Origin of the sequence: Janthinobacterium sp. BJB401, from assembly GCF_013372745.1 — a bacterium.
Lineage (GTDB): Bacteria > Pseudomonadota > Gammaproteobacteria > Burkholderiales > Burkholderiaceae_D > Janthinobacterium > Janthinobacterium rivuli.
The window spans coordinates 16,538-33,031 of record NZ_JABXFH010000035.1; the positions used below are offsets into that span (position 1 = coordinate 16,538).

16 protein-coding genes are annotated in these 16,494 nt (G+C 63.1%); 7 read left to right on the top strand and 9 right to left on the bottom strand.

Features of this window, described 5'->3' with window-relative positions:
• The first annotated feature begins 240 nt into the window (after positions 1-240).
• Together HWE17_RS20205 and HWE17_RS20210 are read left to right on the top strand one after the other, a co-directional pair.
• On the top strand, positions 241-630 hold the full coding sequence (locus HWE17_RS20205; RefSeq protein WP_176389990.1) for a hypothetical protein: 390 nt from the start codon (positions 241-243) through the stop codon (positions 628-630).
• A 157-nt stretch (positions 631-787) separates the two neighbouring features.
• Positions 788-2,647, top strand: a complete 1,860-nt coding sequence (locus HWE17_RS20210) for a flagellar assembly protein A (protein ID WP_369681756.1) — start codon at positions 788-790, stop codon at positions 2,645-2,647.
• Here HWE17_RS20210 and arfB read toward each other — a convergent pair whose 3' ends face one another.
• Positions 2,648-3,046, bottom strand: a complete 399-nt coding sequence (gene arfB, locus HWE17_RS20215; protein WP_034749850.1) for an alternative ribosome rescue aminoacyl-tRNA hydrolase ArfB — start codon at positions 3,044-3,046, stop codon at positions 2,648-2,650. It abuts the gene before it with no gap.
• Positions 3,047-3,242: 196 nt separating this feature from the next.
• Here arfB and HWE17_RS20220 point away from each other — a divergent pair, with 196 nt between their 5' ends.
• Complete coding sequence (locus HWE17_RS20220; protein WP_176389992.1) at positions 3,243-3,725, top strand: chemotaxis protein CheW; 483 nt, start codon at positions 3,243-3,245, stop codon at positions 3,723-3,725.
• Between the two features lie 38 nt (positions 3,726-3,763).
• Here the strand turns inward: HWE17_RS20220 and HWE17_RS20225 are convergent, their stop codons facing one another.
• From HWE17_RS20225 to dapC, 8 genes are all read right to left on the bottom strand, one after another.
• The gene (locus HWE17_RS20225; RefSeq protein ID WP_176389993.1) at positions 3,764-5,758 is read right to left on the bottom strand and encodes an ATP-binding cassette domain-containing protein; all 1,995 of its coding nucleotides are present in this window, start codon (positions 5,756-5,758) and stop codon (positions 3,764-3,766) included.
• A gap of 104 nt (positions 5,759-5,862) precedes the next feature.
• Positions 5,863-6,753 (bottom strand): 50S ribosomal protein L3 N(5)-glutamine methyltransferase, encoded by an 891-nt coding sequence (gene prmB, locus HWE17_RS20230; protein ID WP_176389994.1) that lies wholly within the window; start codon positions 6,751-6,753, stop codon positions 5,863-5,865.
• Positions 6,754-6,809: 56 nt separating this feature from the next.
• Positions 6,810-7,946, bottom strand: coding sequence for a succinyl-diaminopimelate desuccinylase (gene dapE, locus HWE17_RS20235; RefSeq protein WP_176389995.1), 1,137 nt, complete (start codon positions 7,944-7,946; stop codon positions 6,810-6,812).
• Positions 7,947-8,001: 55 nt separating this feature from the next.
• Positions 8,002-8,358, bottom strand: a complete 357-nt coding sequence (locus HWE17_RS20240; protein WP_176389996.1) for an ArsC family reductase — start codon at positions 8,356-8,358, stop codon at positions 8,002-8,004.
• 330 nt (positions 8,359-8,688) lie between these two features.
• The gene (locus HWE17_RS20245) at positions 8,689-9,405 is read right to left on the bottom strand and encodes a hypothetical protein (RefSeq protein ID WP_176389997.1); all 717 of its coding nucleotides are present in this window, start codon (positions 9,403-9,405) and stop codon (positions 8,689-8,691) included.
• A 116-nt stretch (positions 9,406-9,521) separates the two neighbouring features.
• The gene (locus HWE17_RS20250) at positions 9,522-11,069 is read right to left on the bottom strand and encodes an FAD-dependent oxidoreductase (protein WP_176389998.1); all 1,548 of its coding nucleotides are present in this window, start codon (positions 11,067-11,069) and stop codon (positions 9,522-9,524) included.
• A 122-nt stretch (positions 11,070-11,191) separates the two neighbouring features.
• Positions 11,192-12,019 carry a 2,3,4,5-tetrahydropyridine-2,6-dicarboxylate N-succinyltransferase gene (dapD, locus tag HWE17_RS20255; RefSeq protein WP_046683916.1) on the bottom strand — a complete coding sequence of 276 codons (828 nt, stop codon included), beginning with the start codon at positions 12,017-12,019 and terminating at the stop codon, positions 11,192-11,194.
• A gap of 17 nt (positions 12,020-12,036) precedes the next feature.
• Positions 12,037-13,266, bottom strand: a complete 1,230-nt coding sequence (gene dapC / locus HWE17_RS20260) for a succinyldiaminopimelate transaminase (protein ID WP_176389999.1) — start codon at positions 13,264-13,266, stop codon at positions 12,037-12,039.
• Between the two features lie 186 nt (positions 13,267-13,452).
• Here dapC and tsaB point away from each other — a divergent pair, with 186 nt between their 5' ends.
• From tsaB to HWE17_RS20280, 4 genes are read left to right on the top strand one after another with little or no spacing between them, the layout of a single operon-like run.
• On the top strand, positions 13,453-14,178 hold the full coding sequence (gene tsaB / locus HWE17_RS20265) for a tRNA (adenosine(37)-N6)-threonylcarbamoyltransferase complex dimerization subunit type 1 TsaB (protein WP_176390000.1): 726 nt from the start codon (positions 13,453-13,455) through the stop codon (positions 14,176-14,178).
• Positions 14,175-14,672 carry a ribosomal protein S18-alanine N-acetyltransferase gene (gene rimI, locus HWE17_RS20270; protein WP_176390001.1) on the top strand — a complete coding sequence of 166 codons (498 nt, stop codon included), beginning with the start codon at positions 14,175-14,177 and terminating at the stop codon, positions 14,670-14,672. The genes tsaB and rimI overlap by 4 nt, the downstream gene beginning before the upstream one ends.
• The gene (locus HWE17_RS20275) at positions 14,669-15,535 is read left to right on the top strand and encodes a uracil-DNA glycosylase family protein (protein WP_176390002.1); all 867 of its coding nucleotides are present in this window, start codon (positions 14,669-14,671) and stop codon (positions 15,533-15,535) included. The genes rimI and HWE17_RS20275 overlap by 4 nt, the downstream gene beginning before the upstream one ends.
• On the top strand, positions 15,531-16,466 hold the full coding sequence (locus HWE17_RS20280; protein ID WP_369681757.1) for a DUF1853 family protein: 936 nt from the start codon (positions 15,531-15,533) through the stop codon (positions 16,464-16,466). Before HWE17_RS20275 ends, HWE17_RS20280 begins: the two co-directional genes overlap by 5 nt.
• Positions 16,467-16,494: the final 28 nt, after the last annotated feature.

The following is a 16,494-nucleotide window of genomic DNA, read 5'->3' on the forward strand; positions in this document are numbered from 1 at the left end:
TCGATTGCGTTGTTGTGTTGCTGCCGGAAGTGGAGGTTGTGGTCATTTAGGGTGTCGTGTTATCTTATATTAGTTGCTATAGTAACGCCTCGCGCGGCGTCGGCAAGGGGCTGTGGCGACCCATTACAAAGTGTTACAAACTTTACCCAATTACTCTTACTGCACCGTGTAAAGCATCATACACTGGGGCCACAGTGGAAATCAGCTTTAGTTTATACGGCATCGCGGAAGAGGAACTCAATGAATATCTTTACTAAAAAAATTCACGCCGCTCCCAGCGCAGCTATCGCCGCACGCACGACTGTGCTGTCCGCATTTGCCATTTGTTCCGTGTTTGCCGCCAGCCTGGCGTCGGCGCAAAACCAGCCGCCGCCACGCCGTGACGACCAGCAGCAAATGCAGGCCCAGCGGTATGAGCAGGCACAGCGCAGCAACAGCAATGATACGCGACTGCGCGAACAGCGTGACGCACGCAGTTTCGACACGCGTGCCGAAGAGCAGCGCCGCGCCAACGAAGGCGCCGACGCTTCGCGCCGCACGGGCCGCATGACGCCTGACGAGCGGCGCGACCTGCGCCGCCAGATCAACGAAGTGGGCCAGGACATTTACTCGAATCCGCCGCGCCGCTAGGCTCCATCCCCCTCCGACAGGGCCATCTCGCAAGAGGTGGCCCTGTTTGCATTTGGCCACCAACATTGTTGCTCAGTCAGGCACACGGCCACGCCCCGTGATATTGTTCTAACGCAATGAGGCAATTCTCTGACATTGTTGCTGGGGGAGGCAAGTGGTGAGCGACGACGACACACGCGTTCCGGATGCGGCCCCCGCAGGCGGCCTGCCGCACGGCCTGCTCCAGCGCGACGAGGGCGTGTTCCTGGATTTGTCGCTGGCGCCGGCGCAACTGCGCGCCGCCGTCGACCAGCTGTTCCAGTCGGGCCAACTGCTGGCCGGCCTCGATTACGGCTTGTTCCTGCTGACCCTGTTCCATGCCCCCGCTCCCCGCGCCGCGCCCAAGGGCGACGCCTTGCTGCGCATCGCTGTGCGCGTGTCGCCATTCCCGCCGCCGCGCCGCGCGCTGTATCAGCAAATCAAGATCCGTGGCGACAGCGCCGAGTTTTACTTTGAAGCGTTGCCGGCGGACGCGGATGGCCAGGTGCCGGCGCGCCGCGAGTTCGACGAGCTGGTGGCCGACCTGTGGTGCAAGGGCGTGCACTACGGCATCGATAGCGTGGCCGTGCGCGCCATGCTCGCCAGCGGCAAGGCCGAGCGCATCACGGTGGCGCGGGTGCTGCCGCCGCAGCCGGGGCGCGACGCCCAGCTGGTCGAAGTGTCTCAGGGCATCCACCGCGACGATGCGCCGCGCGAACGCTCCGATGGCCGCCTGGATTTGCTCAGTTTCAAGAACCGCTTTCCGCAAGTGAAAAAACACGCGCGCCTGCTGCGTCTGCTGCCTGGTACGCCCGGCTTGCCAGGCTACGACCTGGCCGGCAAGGCGCTGCCGCCGCCCGCGCCGCTGGAACTGGACCTGGCCACGGTGGCGGGGCCAGGCACGGCGGTCGAGCATTTCAGCGATGGCGCTTTCCTCGTCGCCACCCAGGATGGCTACGTGAATGTCGATGAGCACGGCAAGATGTCGATCGAAAACAAGATCGTCAGCCGCGAAGGCGTCAGCAGCCGCACGACGGGCAATCTGAAGCTGCGCGCCGCCTACGAGGAATATGGCGAAGTGCAGGAGCAGCGCCAGCTCGACGGCAGCGACATCACCATCCATGGCGACGTGTATGGCCATTTGCACTCGCATGGCGGGTTGATATGGTTGCAGCGCAACCTGGTGGGCGGCACAGCCTTCAATGAGCATGGCGACGTGCGCGTCGAGGGCGTCGCTTCCGGTTCCGTGCTGCAGGCGCTGAGCGGTGAAATCCACGTAAAACGCGCGGAAAGCTGCGTCATCGCCGGCACGCGCGTGGTGATCGACAGCGCCAGCAATTGCGAAATCATCGCCGACGAGGTCGTCATCGAACTGGCCGAAGGCTGCGCTGTGGCGGCGCGCACCATCCGCATCGGCAGCGCCGGCCCTCGCAGGCAGGTGGAGATGCTGCTGTTTCCCCTCGTACCCGACCTGAGCGCCCTCGATCAAAAGATTGCCGAGAGCCTGGCGAAGGCGGCGCAGTATCAGCAAGTGCAGCACAAGCGCCAGCAGGAGATCGATGCCATTGCGCAATTGCCCGAGGTGCGCAACTACCTGACCCTGGCGGGCCAGCTGCGGCGCGGCGAATTGCAGTTGCAGCCGGCACAGCAGGTGCAGTACGACAAGCTGGCCGCGCGCATCGCTCCCGTCCTGAAAGAGGTGGCGCGCCTGCGCGTGGAAGTAAAACAGTCGGAAATCCTGCACGCGCAGATGCTGGCCCTAGTGGCGCAGCTGCGCCAGGAACGGCAGGCAACGGCGGGCCAGTCGCGCTGCACCTTGGGCCTGATCGATGGCGAGACGACGGTGCGCGCCCTGGTCGTGCCGCCTGGACCGGCCAAGGTCTACGACCGGCCGCCGAAGGAAATCAAGGCCTTGCTGCGCAGCGCCACGCCGGCCACGCAGCCCGTGTTTGCGGATAGCACGGGCAGCCTGGACTGGACGTACCAGCCACCGCCGTAATCAGTCCGTGACTTTGCCGCGCGATTGTTTCAGCACGCTGTGCGTGCTCTTGCTGTCGAGGCGGCGCCGCTGCGAGCTGCGCGTGGGCTTGGTGGCGCGGCGCACGGCGGGCAGGAAGGTCACGCTGTCGATGATTTCCTGCAAGCGCCGCAACGCTTCTTCCTTGTTCTGCTCCTGGCTGCGCGACTGCTGCGCCTTGAGCACCAGCACGCCATCCTTGCTGATGCGGCTGTCGCGCAGGGCCAGCAGCCGTTCCTTGTACGCTTCCGGCAGCGACGAGGCGGCGATGGGAAAGCGCAAATGGATGGCGCTGGAGACCTTGTTGACGTTCTGCCCGCCTGGCCCCTGGGCGCGGATGGCGGAAAATTCAACTTCAGCGGGATTGACGAGGTGTTGCATTGCCTGCCTGTGGGGAAACGATGGGGGTATTGTAAGGGAAGATGGCTGCGCCGGCGCAAGGGCGGGGTGGCCGGCCGATGATGTCTTCCGGGAAAGTTGATGTTTCTCAACGCCGTTCGCGGCGATGCTGGTTAGCATGGGGCCAACATTGCGCCACTGCGCATCCTGGCAGCGCTTACCGGATGAAAGGAACACCATGCAGCCCACGACCACGCCTGGCGCCGCAACCGCGCAATACCTGACGCAGTACTTGAGCTTCCGGCTGGGCGGCCTGGAATACGGCCTCGATTACCGCCGCGTGCGGGAATTGCGTCCGTTGAAGGAACTCGACCGTTTTTCCTCGGAAGGGGAAGTGCTGCACAGCGTGGCCGTCTCGCGCGGGGTGATTATCCCCATCGTCGACATGCGCGCCGCGTTCGGCAGCGCCCACTGCGCGCCCGACCCGGCCACGGACGTGATCATCTTGCAGCTGAGTAATGGCGTGATGGGCATGGTGGTCGATGGCGTCACCGATATCGTCAGCCTGGCGCCCGGCGACATTGCCGCCGTGCCCGGCCTGGGCGAGGCGGAAGCCGACTACCTGCTGGGCCTGGGCACGGTGGCGGGGCGCCGATTGATCCTCGTCGATATCGACCGCCTGATGGCGATCCGCAGCCCCAGCCCCATGCAGGCAGCCTAAAAAAAAGACGACCCGGAAGTCGTCTTTGTATTTTAGCGTTAGCCGAGTTTCTCTAATTGATCCTGCAAGTCCAGCCATTCCGCTTCCAGCTGCGCCAGATCCTTGGTGAAGAAGGTCTGGTCGGCCAGCAATTGCTTCAATTTCGCCTTGTTGGCGGCGTCATAGATGGTCGGCTCGCCCAGTTTGGCGTCGGTTTCCGCCTTTTGCGCATTGCGCTTGGCGATCTGCTCTTCCTGGCGCTTGATCTTGTTTTCGATCGGCTTGCGCAGGGCGGCCGTTTTCTGGCGCTCTTCCGCTTCCTTGCGCTTGTCGCGCACGGGCGCGGCAGGGGCGGCTGCCGGCGAAGGTACGGAAGAGGTCACTGGGAAGTCCGTCTTGTTGGCCTTGCCGGCGGCCGGCAGCACATCGGTACCTTTACCCAGCTTGGTCTTGAACAGCCAGTCCTTGTAGTCGTCCAGGTCGCCGTCGAACGGTTGCAGCTTGCCGTCGGCAACGATGATGAATTCGTCGGTGGTGGCGCGCAGCAAATGGCGATCATGGGACACGACGACCAGCGTGCCTTCGAACTGGGCCAGCGCTTCCGTCAGCGCTTCGCGCGTTTCCAGATCCAGGTGATTGGTTGGTTCATCGAGCAGCAGCAGGTTAGGACGCTGCCAGACGATCAGGGCCAGCGCCAGACGGGCTTTTTCGCCGCCCGAGAACGGTGCGATCGAGGCGGTGACCATGTTGCCGGGGAAGTTGAAGCCGCCGAGGAAGTTGCGCAGTTCCTGCTCGCGCACGGTCGGGGCGATCTTGGCCAGATGCCACAGCGGCGATTCGTCATGGCGCAGCATTTCCACCTGGTGCTGGGCGAAGTAGCCAATGTTGAGGCCCTTGCCCATGGTGGCGTCGCCCGTCAGCGGCATCAGTTCGCCGGCGATGGTCTTGATCAGGGTCGATTTGCCGGCGCCGTTCTGGCCCAGCAGGCCGATGCGCTGGCCGATCTGCAGCGAAAACTTGATGCCGTTGACGATGGTTTTATGCGTGATTTCGCCCGTCGCTTCGTTTTCGATCTTGTAGCCAGCATCGACGTCTTCCATCACCAGCAGCGGATTTGGTGCCGACAGCGGCTCGCGGAATTCGAACGAGAATTCGGCGGCGGCGCGCAATGGCGCCAGCTCTTCCATCTTCGCCAGCGCCTTCATGCGGCTTTGCGCCTGGCGGGCCTTCGACGCTTGCGCCTTGAAGCGGTTGACGAACGATTCCAGGTGGGCGCGCTTGCGCTGCTGCTTTTCCAGCGCGCCGGCGGCCAGGATCATCTGCGCCGCGCGTTGGCGCTCGAAGCTCGAATAGTTGCCCGAATAGCGTTTCAGCTTGCGCTCGTCGATGTGCACGACCACGTTGACGACTTCATCGAGGAAGTCGCGGTCATGGGAAATGATCAATAATGTGCCGGCGTAGCGCTTGAGCCAGTCTTCCAGCCAGATGATGGCGTCCAGATCCAAATGGTTGGTCGGTTCATCGAGCAGCAGCAGGTCGGATGGACACATCAGCGCTTGCGCCAGATTCAAGCGCATGCGCCAGCCGCCGGAGAAACTGGCGACAGGTTGCTGCATCTGGTCCAGGGTGAAACCCAGGCCCAGCAGCAATTGCTCGCCGCGCGACTGCACGGTATACGCGTCCGCATCGGCCATGGCGCTGTAGATTTCGCCGATGGCGATACCGTTTTCCGACGTGGCCGGCTCCGATTCCAGGCGCGCCAGTTCCGCTTCGAGTTTACGCAGGGTGATGTCGCCATCGATCGCGTAGTCGAGCGCGGCACGGTCCAGCGGCGGCGTTTCCTGCGCCACGTAAGCCACGCGCCATTTGGCCGGGAAATCGATCTCGCCCTGGTCAGGGTGCAATTCGCCACGCATCATGGCGAACAGGCTCGATTTGCCCGCGCCATTGGCGCCGATCAGGCCGATCTTGTCGCCCGGATTGAGGGTGACATCGACTTGTTCGAGCAACGGTTTGATGCCGCGCATCAGGCTTACTTGTAGGAAACGTATCATTTTTTTCTTTGTGTTTTAACCCAAAGGCGCAAACCTGGGGTCGTACCCTGAGGGTACGACCCCGGCATTTTCTGTTGGGTTGAGTGAGGTCGTGCGTTTGTCAATTAAACCAGCTTCAACTGCTCGGCCGTCAGCAGGAAGACCATGTCGTCGCCGGCGCTCGTCGTCAGCCAGGTCAGGCCCAGCTCGCCGAAGGCCGCTTCCGCGTATTCGCGTTCATTGCCGATTTCAATCATCAGGATGCCGTCGTCCGTCAGGCGTTCGGCCGCGCCGGCGATGATCTTGCGCACCAGGTCCATGCCGTCGCTGCCGCCGTCGAGGGCGATTTGCGGTTCCGCCAGGTATTCCTGCGGCAGGGCGCCCATCGACGCGGAATTCACGTACGGCGGGTTGCTGATGATCAAGTCATATTTCTTGGCTGGCACGTTGGTGTACAGGTCCGATTCGATCAGGTTGACGCGGTCCTGCAGTTTGTACGTGTCGACGTTGCGCTTGGCCACGGCCAGCGCGTCGGCCGAAATATCCACGGCGTCGACGGCGGCGTTCGGGAAGGCGTCAGCCATCATGATCGACAGGCAGCCCGAACCGGTGCACAGTTCCAGGATGTTTTCCACGGCTTCCGGCTCCGCCACCCATGGCGAGAAGTATTCAGGAATCAGCTCGGCGATGAAGGAGCGGGGCACGATCACGCGCTCGTCGACGTAGAAGTTATACGTACCCAGCCAGCCTTCCTTGGTGATGTAGGCGGCTGGCACGCGGTCGATGCTGCGGCGGTCGATGACGCTCATGACGCTGGCCACTTCCGACGGCAGCAGCTTGGCGTCGAGGAACGGTTCGAGCTTGTCGAGCGGCAACTTCAAGGTGTGCAGGATCAAATAGGCCGCTTCGTCGAACGCTTCGGCGCTGCCGTGGCCGAAAAACAGCTTGGCGGTATTGAAACGGGTAACGGCGTAGCGCAGCAGGTCGCGTGGCGTGGAAAACGGGTTCGGGGTCATGGCATTCTCGAAAAGACGGTGTTCTGGCCCGCCGTGACGGGCCTCGGTATTCTGGTTCAGACGGGCAGCAAATGCTCCAGCGTGCGCCGGTAAATATTCTTCAGGGGATCGATGTGGCGCAGTTCGATGTGCTCGTCGATCTTGTGAATACTGGCATTGGGCGGCCCGAATTCTATCACTTGGGGGCAGATTTGCGCGATAAACCGGCCATCCGAGGTGCCGCCCGTGGTCGACAGCTCCGTCGCGAGGCCCGTTTCTTCCAGGATGGCGGCGGACAGCGCATCGCTCAAGGTGCCGCGCGGCGTGAGGAAGGGCAGGCCGCTCAGGGTCCACTGCAAATCGTACTGCAAGTCATGTTTGTCGAGGATGGCGTGGACCCGCTCTTGCAGGTTTTCCGCCGTGCTGGCCGTGGAAAAGCGGAAGTTAAAGTCGATCACCATGTCGCCGGGAATCACGTTATTCGCGCCCGTGCCCGCGTTGATATTCGACATTTGCCACGACGTCGGCAGGTAATACTCGTTGCCGGCATCCCATTTCTCTTCGACCAGGTCGGCCAGCGCCTGCGCCGCTTCGTGGATCGGATTCTTTGCCAGGTGCGGGTAGGCGATATGGCCTTGCACTCCCTTGATCGTCAAACGGCCCGACAGCGAACCGCGGCGGCCGTTCTTGATCATGTCGCCCAGCTGCGCGCTCGAGGTCGGCTCGCCCACCAGGCAATAATCGATCTGCTCGCCGCGCGCTTTCAATTTGTCGCACACGATGACGGTGCCATCCGTGGCCGGGCCTTCCTCGTCGCTGGTGATCAAAAAGGCGATCGAGCCCGTGTGCTCAGGCGTGGCGGCAATGAACTCCTCGCAAGCGACCACCATGGCGGCGATCGAGGTCTTCATGTCGGCCGCGCCACGGCCGTACAGCTTGCCGTCGCGGTGCGTGGGAATGAAGGGCAGCGAGCGCCATTGCTCGACGGGGCCGGTCGGCACCACGTCCGTATGGCCGGCAAAGACGAACACGGGCGACGTGGTGCCGCGGCGTGCCCACAGATTGGTGACGTCGTTCGACTGTATCGTCTCGCAGACAAAGCCCAGCGGCGTGAGGATATCGATCAGGTGCTGCTGGCAGCCCTTGTCGTCGGGCGTGACCGAGGATAGGGCGATCAGTTTTTCGGTCAGGGCGAGGGTTTTGGAGGTGGTCATGTTGTCGAGCGGGGTCGTACCCTTGGGTGCGACCCCAGCCTTGCAGGTGTCGGGTTTAAACTGAGAAAATGGTCTTGTACTGCGCATCCGAAAACGCGACGCTGAACTTGCCATCCTTATCCAGCACGGGGCGCTTGATGATGGACGGGTTTTCCAGCATCAGCTCCAGGGCGCTGGCCGCATCGACGGTAGCGGCCTTGCGCTCGTCGGACAGGGCGCGCCAGGTCGTGCCTTTCTTGTTGACCAGCACATCCCACGGCAATTGCTGCAGCCACGCTTCGACTGTAGCGCGTTCCAGGCCCTGCTTCTTGAAGTCGTGGAAAGTGAAATCGAGTTGCTGCGCGGCCAGCCAGGTGCGGGCCTTTTTGACGGTATCGCAGTTGGGGATACCGTAGAGTGTAATGGTCGTCATGGGTAGGGCTAAGGGGAATGAATGCGGTTCGCTTGATCGCGGCGCTTGCGCCAGGGAAAAATACGATGTTAGCCGACATTATACAGTCGATGCGCAGTCGATGCGGCAGTGCAACAAGGTTGCATGATCCTGGCAGATTCAGTGCCAGGCGCTGCGGATGCCAAGCGGAAGGTGCCGAAGCGGGCCGCCGCCTGTGGGTGGGGATCGTCGAAGCGGTAGGTGTTCGCCCTGCCGAAATACGGTTCGCCCGTGGCATGGCCGGAGACACGGTACAGCGCTGCGGGCAGTTGCGGCAGACGGGGCAGGCGCAAGGTTGCCACGGTCGCGCGGTTATTCGTCAGCGTAGGCGCGGGCGGCCGCCATCACGGCATCGAGTTTGCCTTTGGCCAGGGCTTCCAGCGGCGACTTGCCGCCCAGCGACAGGCGCGGAGCGATAAAAAAATCCCATTTGGCGGCGCCCGGCAAGTCGCCGAGGATTTTGCTGATTTTTTCCAGGATGTGGCGGTCGTGGCGGGGATCGGCGAAAAATGCCGGATAGACATATTCGCCCGAAGCGCCGCGCAAGGCGAACAGGCGTCTGGCTTTGAGTGCCGCACTGAGCGCCTGCGGCGTGACTTCCAGCCGGGCGCGCAGTTCGGGGCCAGACAGCAAGCTGTGCGAGGCCAGGTCTTTTTGACGCTGCGGCCGCTCCTGCCCTTCCAGGCCGCGCATGAATTGCCGGGTATTGATGTGTCCTGCATGCGCGCCGATATCAGAGGCCCGGTTCAGCTCGCGTTCGGCGACGATATCGAGGTCGCGCCGCATTTGCGCCAGCAGCGCGGGCCGGTCGTCGCGCGGCACGGCGTCCAGCAGCGATGCATAGGCTTCCTGGAACGTATCTTGTGCAATGTTAAAACGCAAGCCCGTGGCATTGGGAGCGAGTGCATCCGCCAGCTGCCTGGCCAGCGAGGGCGCGGCTGGAGCATGCCCGGTGCCGGTGGCGGCCTCATCAATCGTACCGGTGTCGCCATCGCTGACAGGGGAGCGTGTGTTCGATGTGTTCGACATGGCTGTCTCCTTGAAACGCATGTTTCAGCATAGGACACGAAGTCAAACAAAGCAAACAAAGCAAGGGAATTAAATCTTCATGTTTTGATCTGCCACAAGCTTGGAGTCTGGCTGGCCTACACAGGCCGTGGCGCAGCCTTGCCCGATTCTGCCGGGCCGAAATGCAGGCCCAGCCGCAAGGCCAGGGCGCGCAGGGCGCCGCTTTCCTGCAGGTGCAGGGCCAGCGCGATGTGGCCGTCGGGGCGCACGAGGTAGGCCGCGTCGCGGCCCAGGCCGGCCAGTTTGGCGGCGACATTGAAGGTGTAGCAGTGCACGGGCAGTTTCAGCACGCGCGCCTCGTCCAGCAGTTCGGGCGCCGCTTCGCCATAGATGTGCAATTGCCAATCCATGCTGCGCAAGGCGAGAAAGTTGTCTTGCGTGCCGTCCGAGAACCAGGGCAGGCGGTCGCCGCCGCGCAGGTATTCCGCATGGCCGGCGGAGAGGGCGCTGTCTTCATAATGGATCTGGATTTGCGACACGGTCTGGAACAGCAAACGGCGCGCCCGCGAGAAGCCCGAGAGGAAGGGCAGCGCGTGCGGCACCAGCCAGCGCCGCAGGAATTGCCCGGCGATGCCTTGCGCGACGATGGCCTGGAAGGCGCGGTCGGTGGTGGCGACGAGCTTGCGGGCAAACACGATGCGCTCGCTTTCATAGGTGTCGAGCAGGGCGTCGTTGCTTTGTCCGCGCAGCTTTTGCGCCAGTTTCCAGGCCAGGTTGACGGCGTCGCCCAGGCCCGTGTTCATGCCCTGGCCGCCCACGGGGCTGTGCAGGTGGGCCGCATCGCCGAGGATGAAGCAGCGCCGTTCGCGAAATTGCGCCGCCACCCGGTGGTGCACTTTATACGTGGAAAACCAGTTGATTTGTTCGACTTGGATGCCAAGCAAGTTTTCCACGTCGCCGCGCACATCGTCGAAGACGGGCGCGGGCGCGCCTTCCGGGCGGTCGGGCAGGATGCCGATCAGGCGCTGCATGCCACTGGTGCGCACGGGCAACATCAGCGCAAACGAGTTCGCGCCCAGATGGGCATGCAAATCCGTATTCTTGCCGGCCACTTGCGCGTCTGCCACGTAATACAGGTGATCATAGGTGCCGCCGGAGAATTCAAAGCCGGCGATTTCGCGCACCTTGCTGCGGGCCCCGTCGCAGCCGCAAATATAGTTGAACGTGCAATATTGGCGTTCGCCGTCCTTGAGCAGGATGGCTTGCACTTCGCTATCGTCCTGTGTCCACAGGTCCAGCGCCACGTTCCATTCCACGTGCACGCCGGCCGCCGCCAGCTTGCTGATGAGGAAGCGTTCATGCTCGTCCTGCGGCAGGCTCAGCACAAAAGGGTAGGGGCTCAGCCCTTCGCCGATCTCGCCCAGCGCCAGTTTCACCAGCTCCTCGCCACCTTCATGGATGTGCATGGCATTGATCTTGATGCCCAGGCTGACCAGCTCGTCGGCAAAGCCCAGCTGCTGGTAAAACTCCAGCGTGCGCGCATGCACGGCCATGGCCCGCGACGCCTGCCCGGGACCGCTATTTTTGTCGATGATGCGGCAATCGACGCCATGGCGCGCCAGGCGCAAGGCAAGCATGAGGCCGGTAGGACCGGCGCCGACGATCAGGACGGGAGGTGTATTCATGCCATCCAGTATAGGACAGGATGGGGGATGGCTGCACGACGATTGAAGTTGCCAGTCGGAAATGAAAATGTCCCGCCGAAGCGGGACATTCAGGGTGCTGCGTGCGCCTCGCGGCGGAGTGATTAAATCCCGCGCAGCAACTCGTTGATGCCGGTCTTGGCGCGGGTTTTTGCATCCACGCGCTTGACGATCACAGCGCAGTACAGCGAGTACTTGCCATCTTCCGAAGGCAGGTTGCCCGACACCACGACGGAACCGGCTGGCACGCGGCCGTAGGTCACTTCGCCCGTGGCGCGGTCGTAGATCTTGGTCGACTGGCCGATGTACACGCCCATCGAGATGACCGAGTTTTCTTCGACGATCACGCCTTCGACGATTTCCGAACGGGCGCCGATGAAGCAGTTGTCTTCGATGATGGTCGGGTTTGCTTGCATGGGTTCCAGCACGCCGCCGATGCCGACGCCGCCGGACAGGTGGACGTTCTTGCCGATCTGCGCGCAGGAGCCGACGGTGGCCCAGGTGTCGACCATGGCGCCTTCATCGACGTAGGCGCCGATGTTGACGTAGGACGGCATCAGCACGACGTTCTTGGCGATGAAGCTGCCGCGGCGTGCGACGGCTGGCGGCACCACGCGGAAACCGCCTTTGGCGAAGTCTTCCTTGGTGTAATTGGCGAACTTGGTCGGGACCTTGTCGTAGAACTGCATCGTGCCGTCCGACGGCAGGACGACGTTGTCTTCCAGGCGGAACGACAGCAGCACGGCTTTCTTGACCCACTGGTTGACCACCCAGTCGCCCGTGGTTTTTTCAGCCACGCGGATGCTGCCGTTGTCCAGGCCATTGATGACGTGGGAGACGGCGTCGCGCAGTTCGGCCGTGCCGTTGCCTGGATTGATCTCGGCGCGGTTTTCCCAGGCCTGGTCGATGATGGTTTGCAGTTGTTGGCTCATGATGATGTCTTGTTTATTTAGTTGGTTGATGCGGATGCGGAAAGCTGCTGGCAGAATTTTACTATGCGCAACGCTGCTTCCAGCCCTTCGGCCGTTTCGGCCACGAGGGCCATGCGGATGCGGTTGCGGCCCGGATTGATGCCGTGCGCGTCGCGCGCAAGGTAACTGCCAGGCAATACCGTCACATTATATTCGGCGTACAGGCGTTGCGCGAATTCGGTGTCGGACAGTCCCGTGCGGCTGACGTCGGCCCACAGGTAGAAGCCGGCGTCCGGCAATTGCACGTCCATCACCGATTGCAGCAGCGGCGTGATGGCGTCGAACTTGGCGCGGTACTTGGCGCGATTTTCCTCGACATGGGTTTCGTCGTTCCAGGCCGCGACGGAGGCCGCCTGCACGGCGGGGCTCATGGCGCCGCCGTGGTAGGTTCGGTAGAGCAGGAATTTTTTCAGGACTTCCGCGTCGCCGGCCACAAAGCCCGAGCGCATGCCCGGCACGTTCGAGCGCTTCGACAGGCTGGAAAACACGACCAGGCGCGCATACGGACGCTCGATGGTGGACAGGCCCAGCATGTGCGCCGCCTGCAGCGCGCCCAGCGGTGGCGTGTCGCCGTGGTAAATCTCGGAATAGCACTCGTCGGCGGCGATGACGAAATCGTAGCGTTCGGACAGGGCGAACAGGTGTTCCCAGTCCGTCAGAGTCAGCACGGCGCCAGTCGGGTTGCCCGGCGAACACAGGAACAGCAACTTGACCTTTTCCCACACGCTGGTCGGTACGCTGTCGTAGTCGCAGCCGAAATTGCGCGCTGGGTCGGAATTGACGAAATACGGTTCGGCGCCGGCCAGATAGGCCGCGCCTTCATAGATCTGGTAGAACGGATTCGGGCTGATCACGAGCGAACCGGCCGATGGATCGATCACCGTTTGCGCCAGCGCAAACAGCGCTTCGCGCGAACCGTTCACGGGCAGGATTTGCGTGGCAGGATTGAGCTTGGGGATGCCATAGCGGCGCTCGAGCCAGCCGGCGATGGCGGTACGCAAGGCTTCCGAACCGATGGTGGTCGGATAGCTGGCCAGGCCGTGGATATTGTCGGTCAATGCCTGCTCGATGAAGGCCGGCGTCGGGTGCTTGGGTTCACCCATGCCCAGGCTGATGGGCGCATATTCGGGGTTGACCGTCACGCCGGCAAACAGCTGGCGCAGCTTTTCAAACGGGTATGGTTGCAGTTTAGCAAGAAGTGGATTCACGGAACGGACCAGGGCAAGAGTGGGGTGATAGTGTCGCGTATGGATTGCCGGGCATGGCGCAATGACGCCGGTCAAGCAATCAGCTTAGCCTTTTATTATAGCCGTCCTCGCGCACGGGCTGTGCAAGTAGGCTGTTGTTGACCTGCACGGCATGCCGCTTCCGGGCCTGGCAAGGTAAAATACGCTATGTCTACCTTACTTCCCACACTGCTTGCTATTGAAACCTCGTCCGAACTCGCCTCCTGCGCCTTGTTGCGCGGCGATGTCGTCCTGTCCCGCGCCTCGTCGGGCGTGCGCACCCATTCCCAGTCCATCTTGCCCATGGTGCAGGAATTGCTGGCCGAAGCGGGCGTGACCCTGGCCAACGTCGACGCCATCGCCTACGGCTCCGGCCCCGGCTCGTTTACGGGCGTGCGCACGGCTTGCGGCATCGCGCAAGGCCTGGCCTACGGCGCCAATCTGCCCGTCGTTCCCGTCGTCACGCTCGACGCCATGGCCCTCGCGTGCCACCAGCAGCATGGCGCGCAGCGCATCGTGACCGTGCTCGACGCCCGCATGAGCGAAGTGTACTGGGCGCAATACGATTACCAGGATGGCTTGCAGATTGTTTCGCCACCGGCCCTGAGCGCGCCGGCCGGCGTGGCGCCGCAAGGCGAGGTCACCGGTTGCGGCAACGGTTTTAGCGCCTATGCCGACGTCCTGGCCGCGCTGCCATGTGCCGCCAGCGCGGACGCCGCCATCATGCCGCACGCCGTGCAAGTGGCGCAGCTGGCGCGCATCGCCTTTACATCCGGTCAGTTCGTGACGGCGGCCGAGGCGCAGCCTTTGTATTTGCGCAACAAGATCGCTTACACGAGCGCGGAACGCCTCGACATGCAGGCCGCCAAGGCCGCTGCGGAGGCGGCACAATGATGGAAGCGGGCAAGGACAAGGACAGCGCGGCAGGCTGGGACTTGCTGCGCCTCGACTATCAGCCGATGCAGGAAGCGGACCTGTTGGAGGTGCTGGCGCTGGAACAGCGCGTGTATCCGCATCCCTGGACGCATGGCAACTTTGTCGATTCGCTCAAGAGCGGCTACCCGGCCTGGGTGCTGCGCGACGTGGATGGCACCTTGCTTGGCTACTTCTTGCTGATGCTGGTTGTCGACGAGGCGCACTTGCTCAACGTGGCCGTCGAGGGCGCCATCCAGGGGCAGGGTCTGGGCCGTTTCCTGCTGAACCAGTCCTGCGCCTGCGCGCGCCAGCTGGGCATGGAATCGATGCTGCTGGAAGTGCGCCCGTCGAACGTGCGCGCGCTCGACATCTACCAGCGTTATGGATTTGAACAGATTGGCCGGCGCAAGGGATACTATCCGGCCAGTAACTCGCAACGTGAGGACGCCATCGTGATGCGTTATACCTTATGAGCCGCAGCGCCGTTTTCCTCGATGAAATGGGCGTTGGTCCCCTGTGGCGCTTGCGCCAGGGTGCCGCAGCCGAGGCCGTCGAGGCACCCGTGGAAATGGAAGCCGTCGTGGCGGCGCCTGTGGCAGAAGCCGTAGAAACCGTGATCGAGGTAGTTGCTGAGGCGGTCGCCGAGGTGCAGGTCGAAGCGCCCGTTGCGGTTGCCGCTACGCCAGCTCCTGCCGCCGAGCAGGACGACACGGCCTGGTTCGACGATGCGCCGCCACCGCCGCCCGTCAAACAGCTGAGCGATGCCGATATCGCCGTCCTCGACTGGGAGGGCTTGACGGCCGCCGTCGCCAAGTGCGCGCGCTGCGATCTGTGCAAGACGCGCAAGGGCGTCGTCATGGGGCGTGGCGACCGTCAGGGTGCCTGGCTGATGCTGGCCAGCAGCCCGTCGCGCCAGGAAGAGCGCGAAGGGCGCGCCTTGCCGGGCGAGCAGGGCAAATTGCTCGACAATATGCTGAAAGCCATCGAAGTCGACGCGGGCAGCGGCGTGTACATCACGCACTTGCTGAAATGCCGTCCGCTGGACGAGGCCGGGCAGGAACGCTTGCCCACCGAATCGGAGTCGGCCGCCTGCCGCCCGTACTTTGAGCGCGAACTGGCCCTGCTGCAGCCGCGCACCATCGTCACCCTGGGTTCGATGGCCGCCGCCGGCATCAATCCCGGCGAAAAACCCGTGCGCGGCACGGTGCGCCAACTGGGCAATGCCTCCGTCGTGGCCACCTTCCATCCGGAAATGTTGCTGCAGGACGAGACGGGCAAGGCCAAGGCCCGTGCCTGGGCCGACCTGTGCCTGGCGAAAAGCACGCACGGTGATTGAGACTGCCAGCGGCACTTTCCAGGCCCGTTTCGAGCAGCGCTGGGGGCATCTGACGCATCCTCGCGTGCGCGCGCTGGCCTGGCTGCTCGACTCGCCCGATTTGCTCGATCCGTCCAGCCCCCACTGGGGCGGGCGCATCGCCAGCCTTGCGCCCGTCACGCCTGCCGTGGCTGTCTGGCTGGGGGCGCTGCAGGATGACCCGTCGCCGCTCGATGCGGCGCTGGGGCCGAAATTCTATTCCCGCCTGGGCCTGTATGCTGAAAAGCTGCTGGCCTTTTATTTTGAGCAGCACGGCGTGCTGGCTGCGCATGGCTTGCAAGTGCAGGTGAACCGCAACGACACCGTGGGTGAATTCGATTTTCTGCTGCATGATGGAGATGGCTTGCTGCACTGGGAATTCGCCACCAAGTTCTACCTGCTCGAAGGCGCGCCCGATCCGGGTGTCTTCAACCACTTGATCGGCCCGAACCTGGCCGATACCCTGGGCTTGAAGATGCGCAAGATTCTCGACAAACAATTGGCCTTGTCCCGCCATCCGGCCGCACAAAGCTTGCTGTCGCAGCCCGTGCGCGCGGCGCAGGCGCTGGTCAAGGGCTGGCTGTTTTATGCACCGGGCGCCACGCCCGCCATGGACGGCATTTCCCCGGAACATGGACACGGCTTCTGGTGCACGCCGGCGCAACTGCCGCAGCAGCGCTACGTCGTGCTGCCGCGCCTGCAATGGCTGGCGCCATACAAGGGGCGCGACGAGGACGTGCTGGACGTGGATGCCTTGCGCGCGCGTTTGTTTGATCTGGCGCAACCGGTGATGGTGGCCACAGTGGATACTATCGAAGGCTGGGAAGTGGAGCGTACGCGCGGTTTTGTCGTGCCCGCTACCTGGATTGAGCAGGCTGCCGCGCGGCGGATTACCGGCGCGCTACCAGCTTAGGTCCTGTAGGTCGTGTAGGTCGGATTAG

What these genes read in the sequence shown, in the direction of transcription:
- HWE17_RS20205 (WP_176389990.1), top strand. Translation starts at nt 241, where the DNA reads ATGAATATCTTTACTAAAAAAATTCACGCCGCTCCCAGCGCAGCTATC.
- arfB (WP_034749850.1), bottom strand. Translation starts at nt 3,046, where the DNA reads ATGCAACACCTCGTCAATCCCGCTGAAGTTGAATTTTCCGCCATCCGC.
- HWE17_RS20220 (WP_176389992.1), top strand. Translation starts at nt 3,243, where the DNA reads ATGCAGCCCACGACCACGCCTGGCGCCGCAACCGCGCAATACCTGACG.
- HWE17_RS20225 (WP_176389993.1), bottom strand. Translation starts at nt 5,758, where the DNA reads ATGATACGTTTCCTACAAGTAAGCCTGATGCGCGGCATCAAACCGTTG.
- prmB (WP_176389994.1), bottom strand. Translation starts at nt 6,753, where the DNA reads ATGACCCCGAACCCGTTTTCCACGCCACGCGACCTGCTGCGCTACGCC.
- dapE (WP_176389995.1), bottom strand. Translation starts at nt 7,946, where the DNA reads ATGACCACCTCCAAAACCCTCGCCCTGACCGAAAAACTGATCGCCCTA.
- HWE17_RS20240 (WP_176389996.1), bottom strand. Translation starts at nt 8,358, where the DNA reads ATGACGACCATTACACTCTACGGTATCCCCAACTGCGATACCGTCAAA.
- HWE17_RS20245 (WP_176389997.1), bottom strand. Translation starts at nt 9,405, where the DNA reads ATGTCGAACACATCGAACACACGCTCCCCTGTCAGCGATGGCGACACC.
- HWE17_RS20250 (WP_176389998.1), bottom strand. Translation starts at nt 11,069, where the DNA reads ATGAATACACCTCCCGTCCTGATCGTCGGCGCCGGTCCTACCGGCCTC.
- dapD (WP_046683916.1), bottom strand. Translation starts at nt 12,019, where the DNA reads ATGAGCCAACAACTGCAAACCATCATCGACCAGGCCTGGGAAAACCGC.
- tsaB (WP_176390000.1), top strand. Translation starts at nt 13,453, where the DNA reads ATGTCTACCTTACTTCCCACACTGCTTGCTATTGAAACCTCGTCCGAA.
- rimI (WP_176390001.1), top strand. Translation starts at nt 14,175, where the DNA reads ATGATGGAAGCGGGCAAGGACAAGGACAGCGCGGCAGGCTGGGACTTG.
- HWE17_RS20275 (WP_176390002.1), top strand. Translation starts at nt 14,669, where the DNA reads ATGAGCCGCAGCGCCGTTTTCCTCGATGAAATGGGCGTTGGTCCCCTG.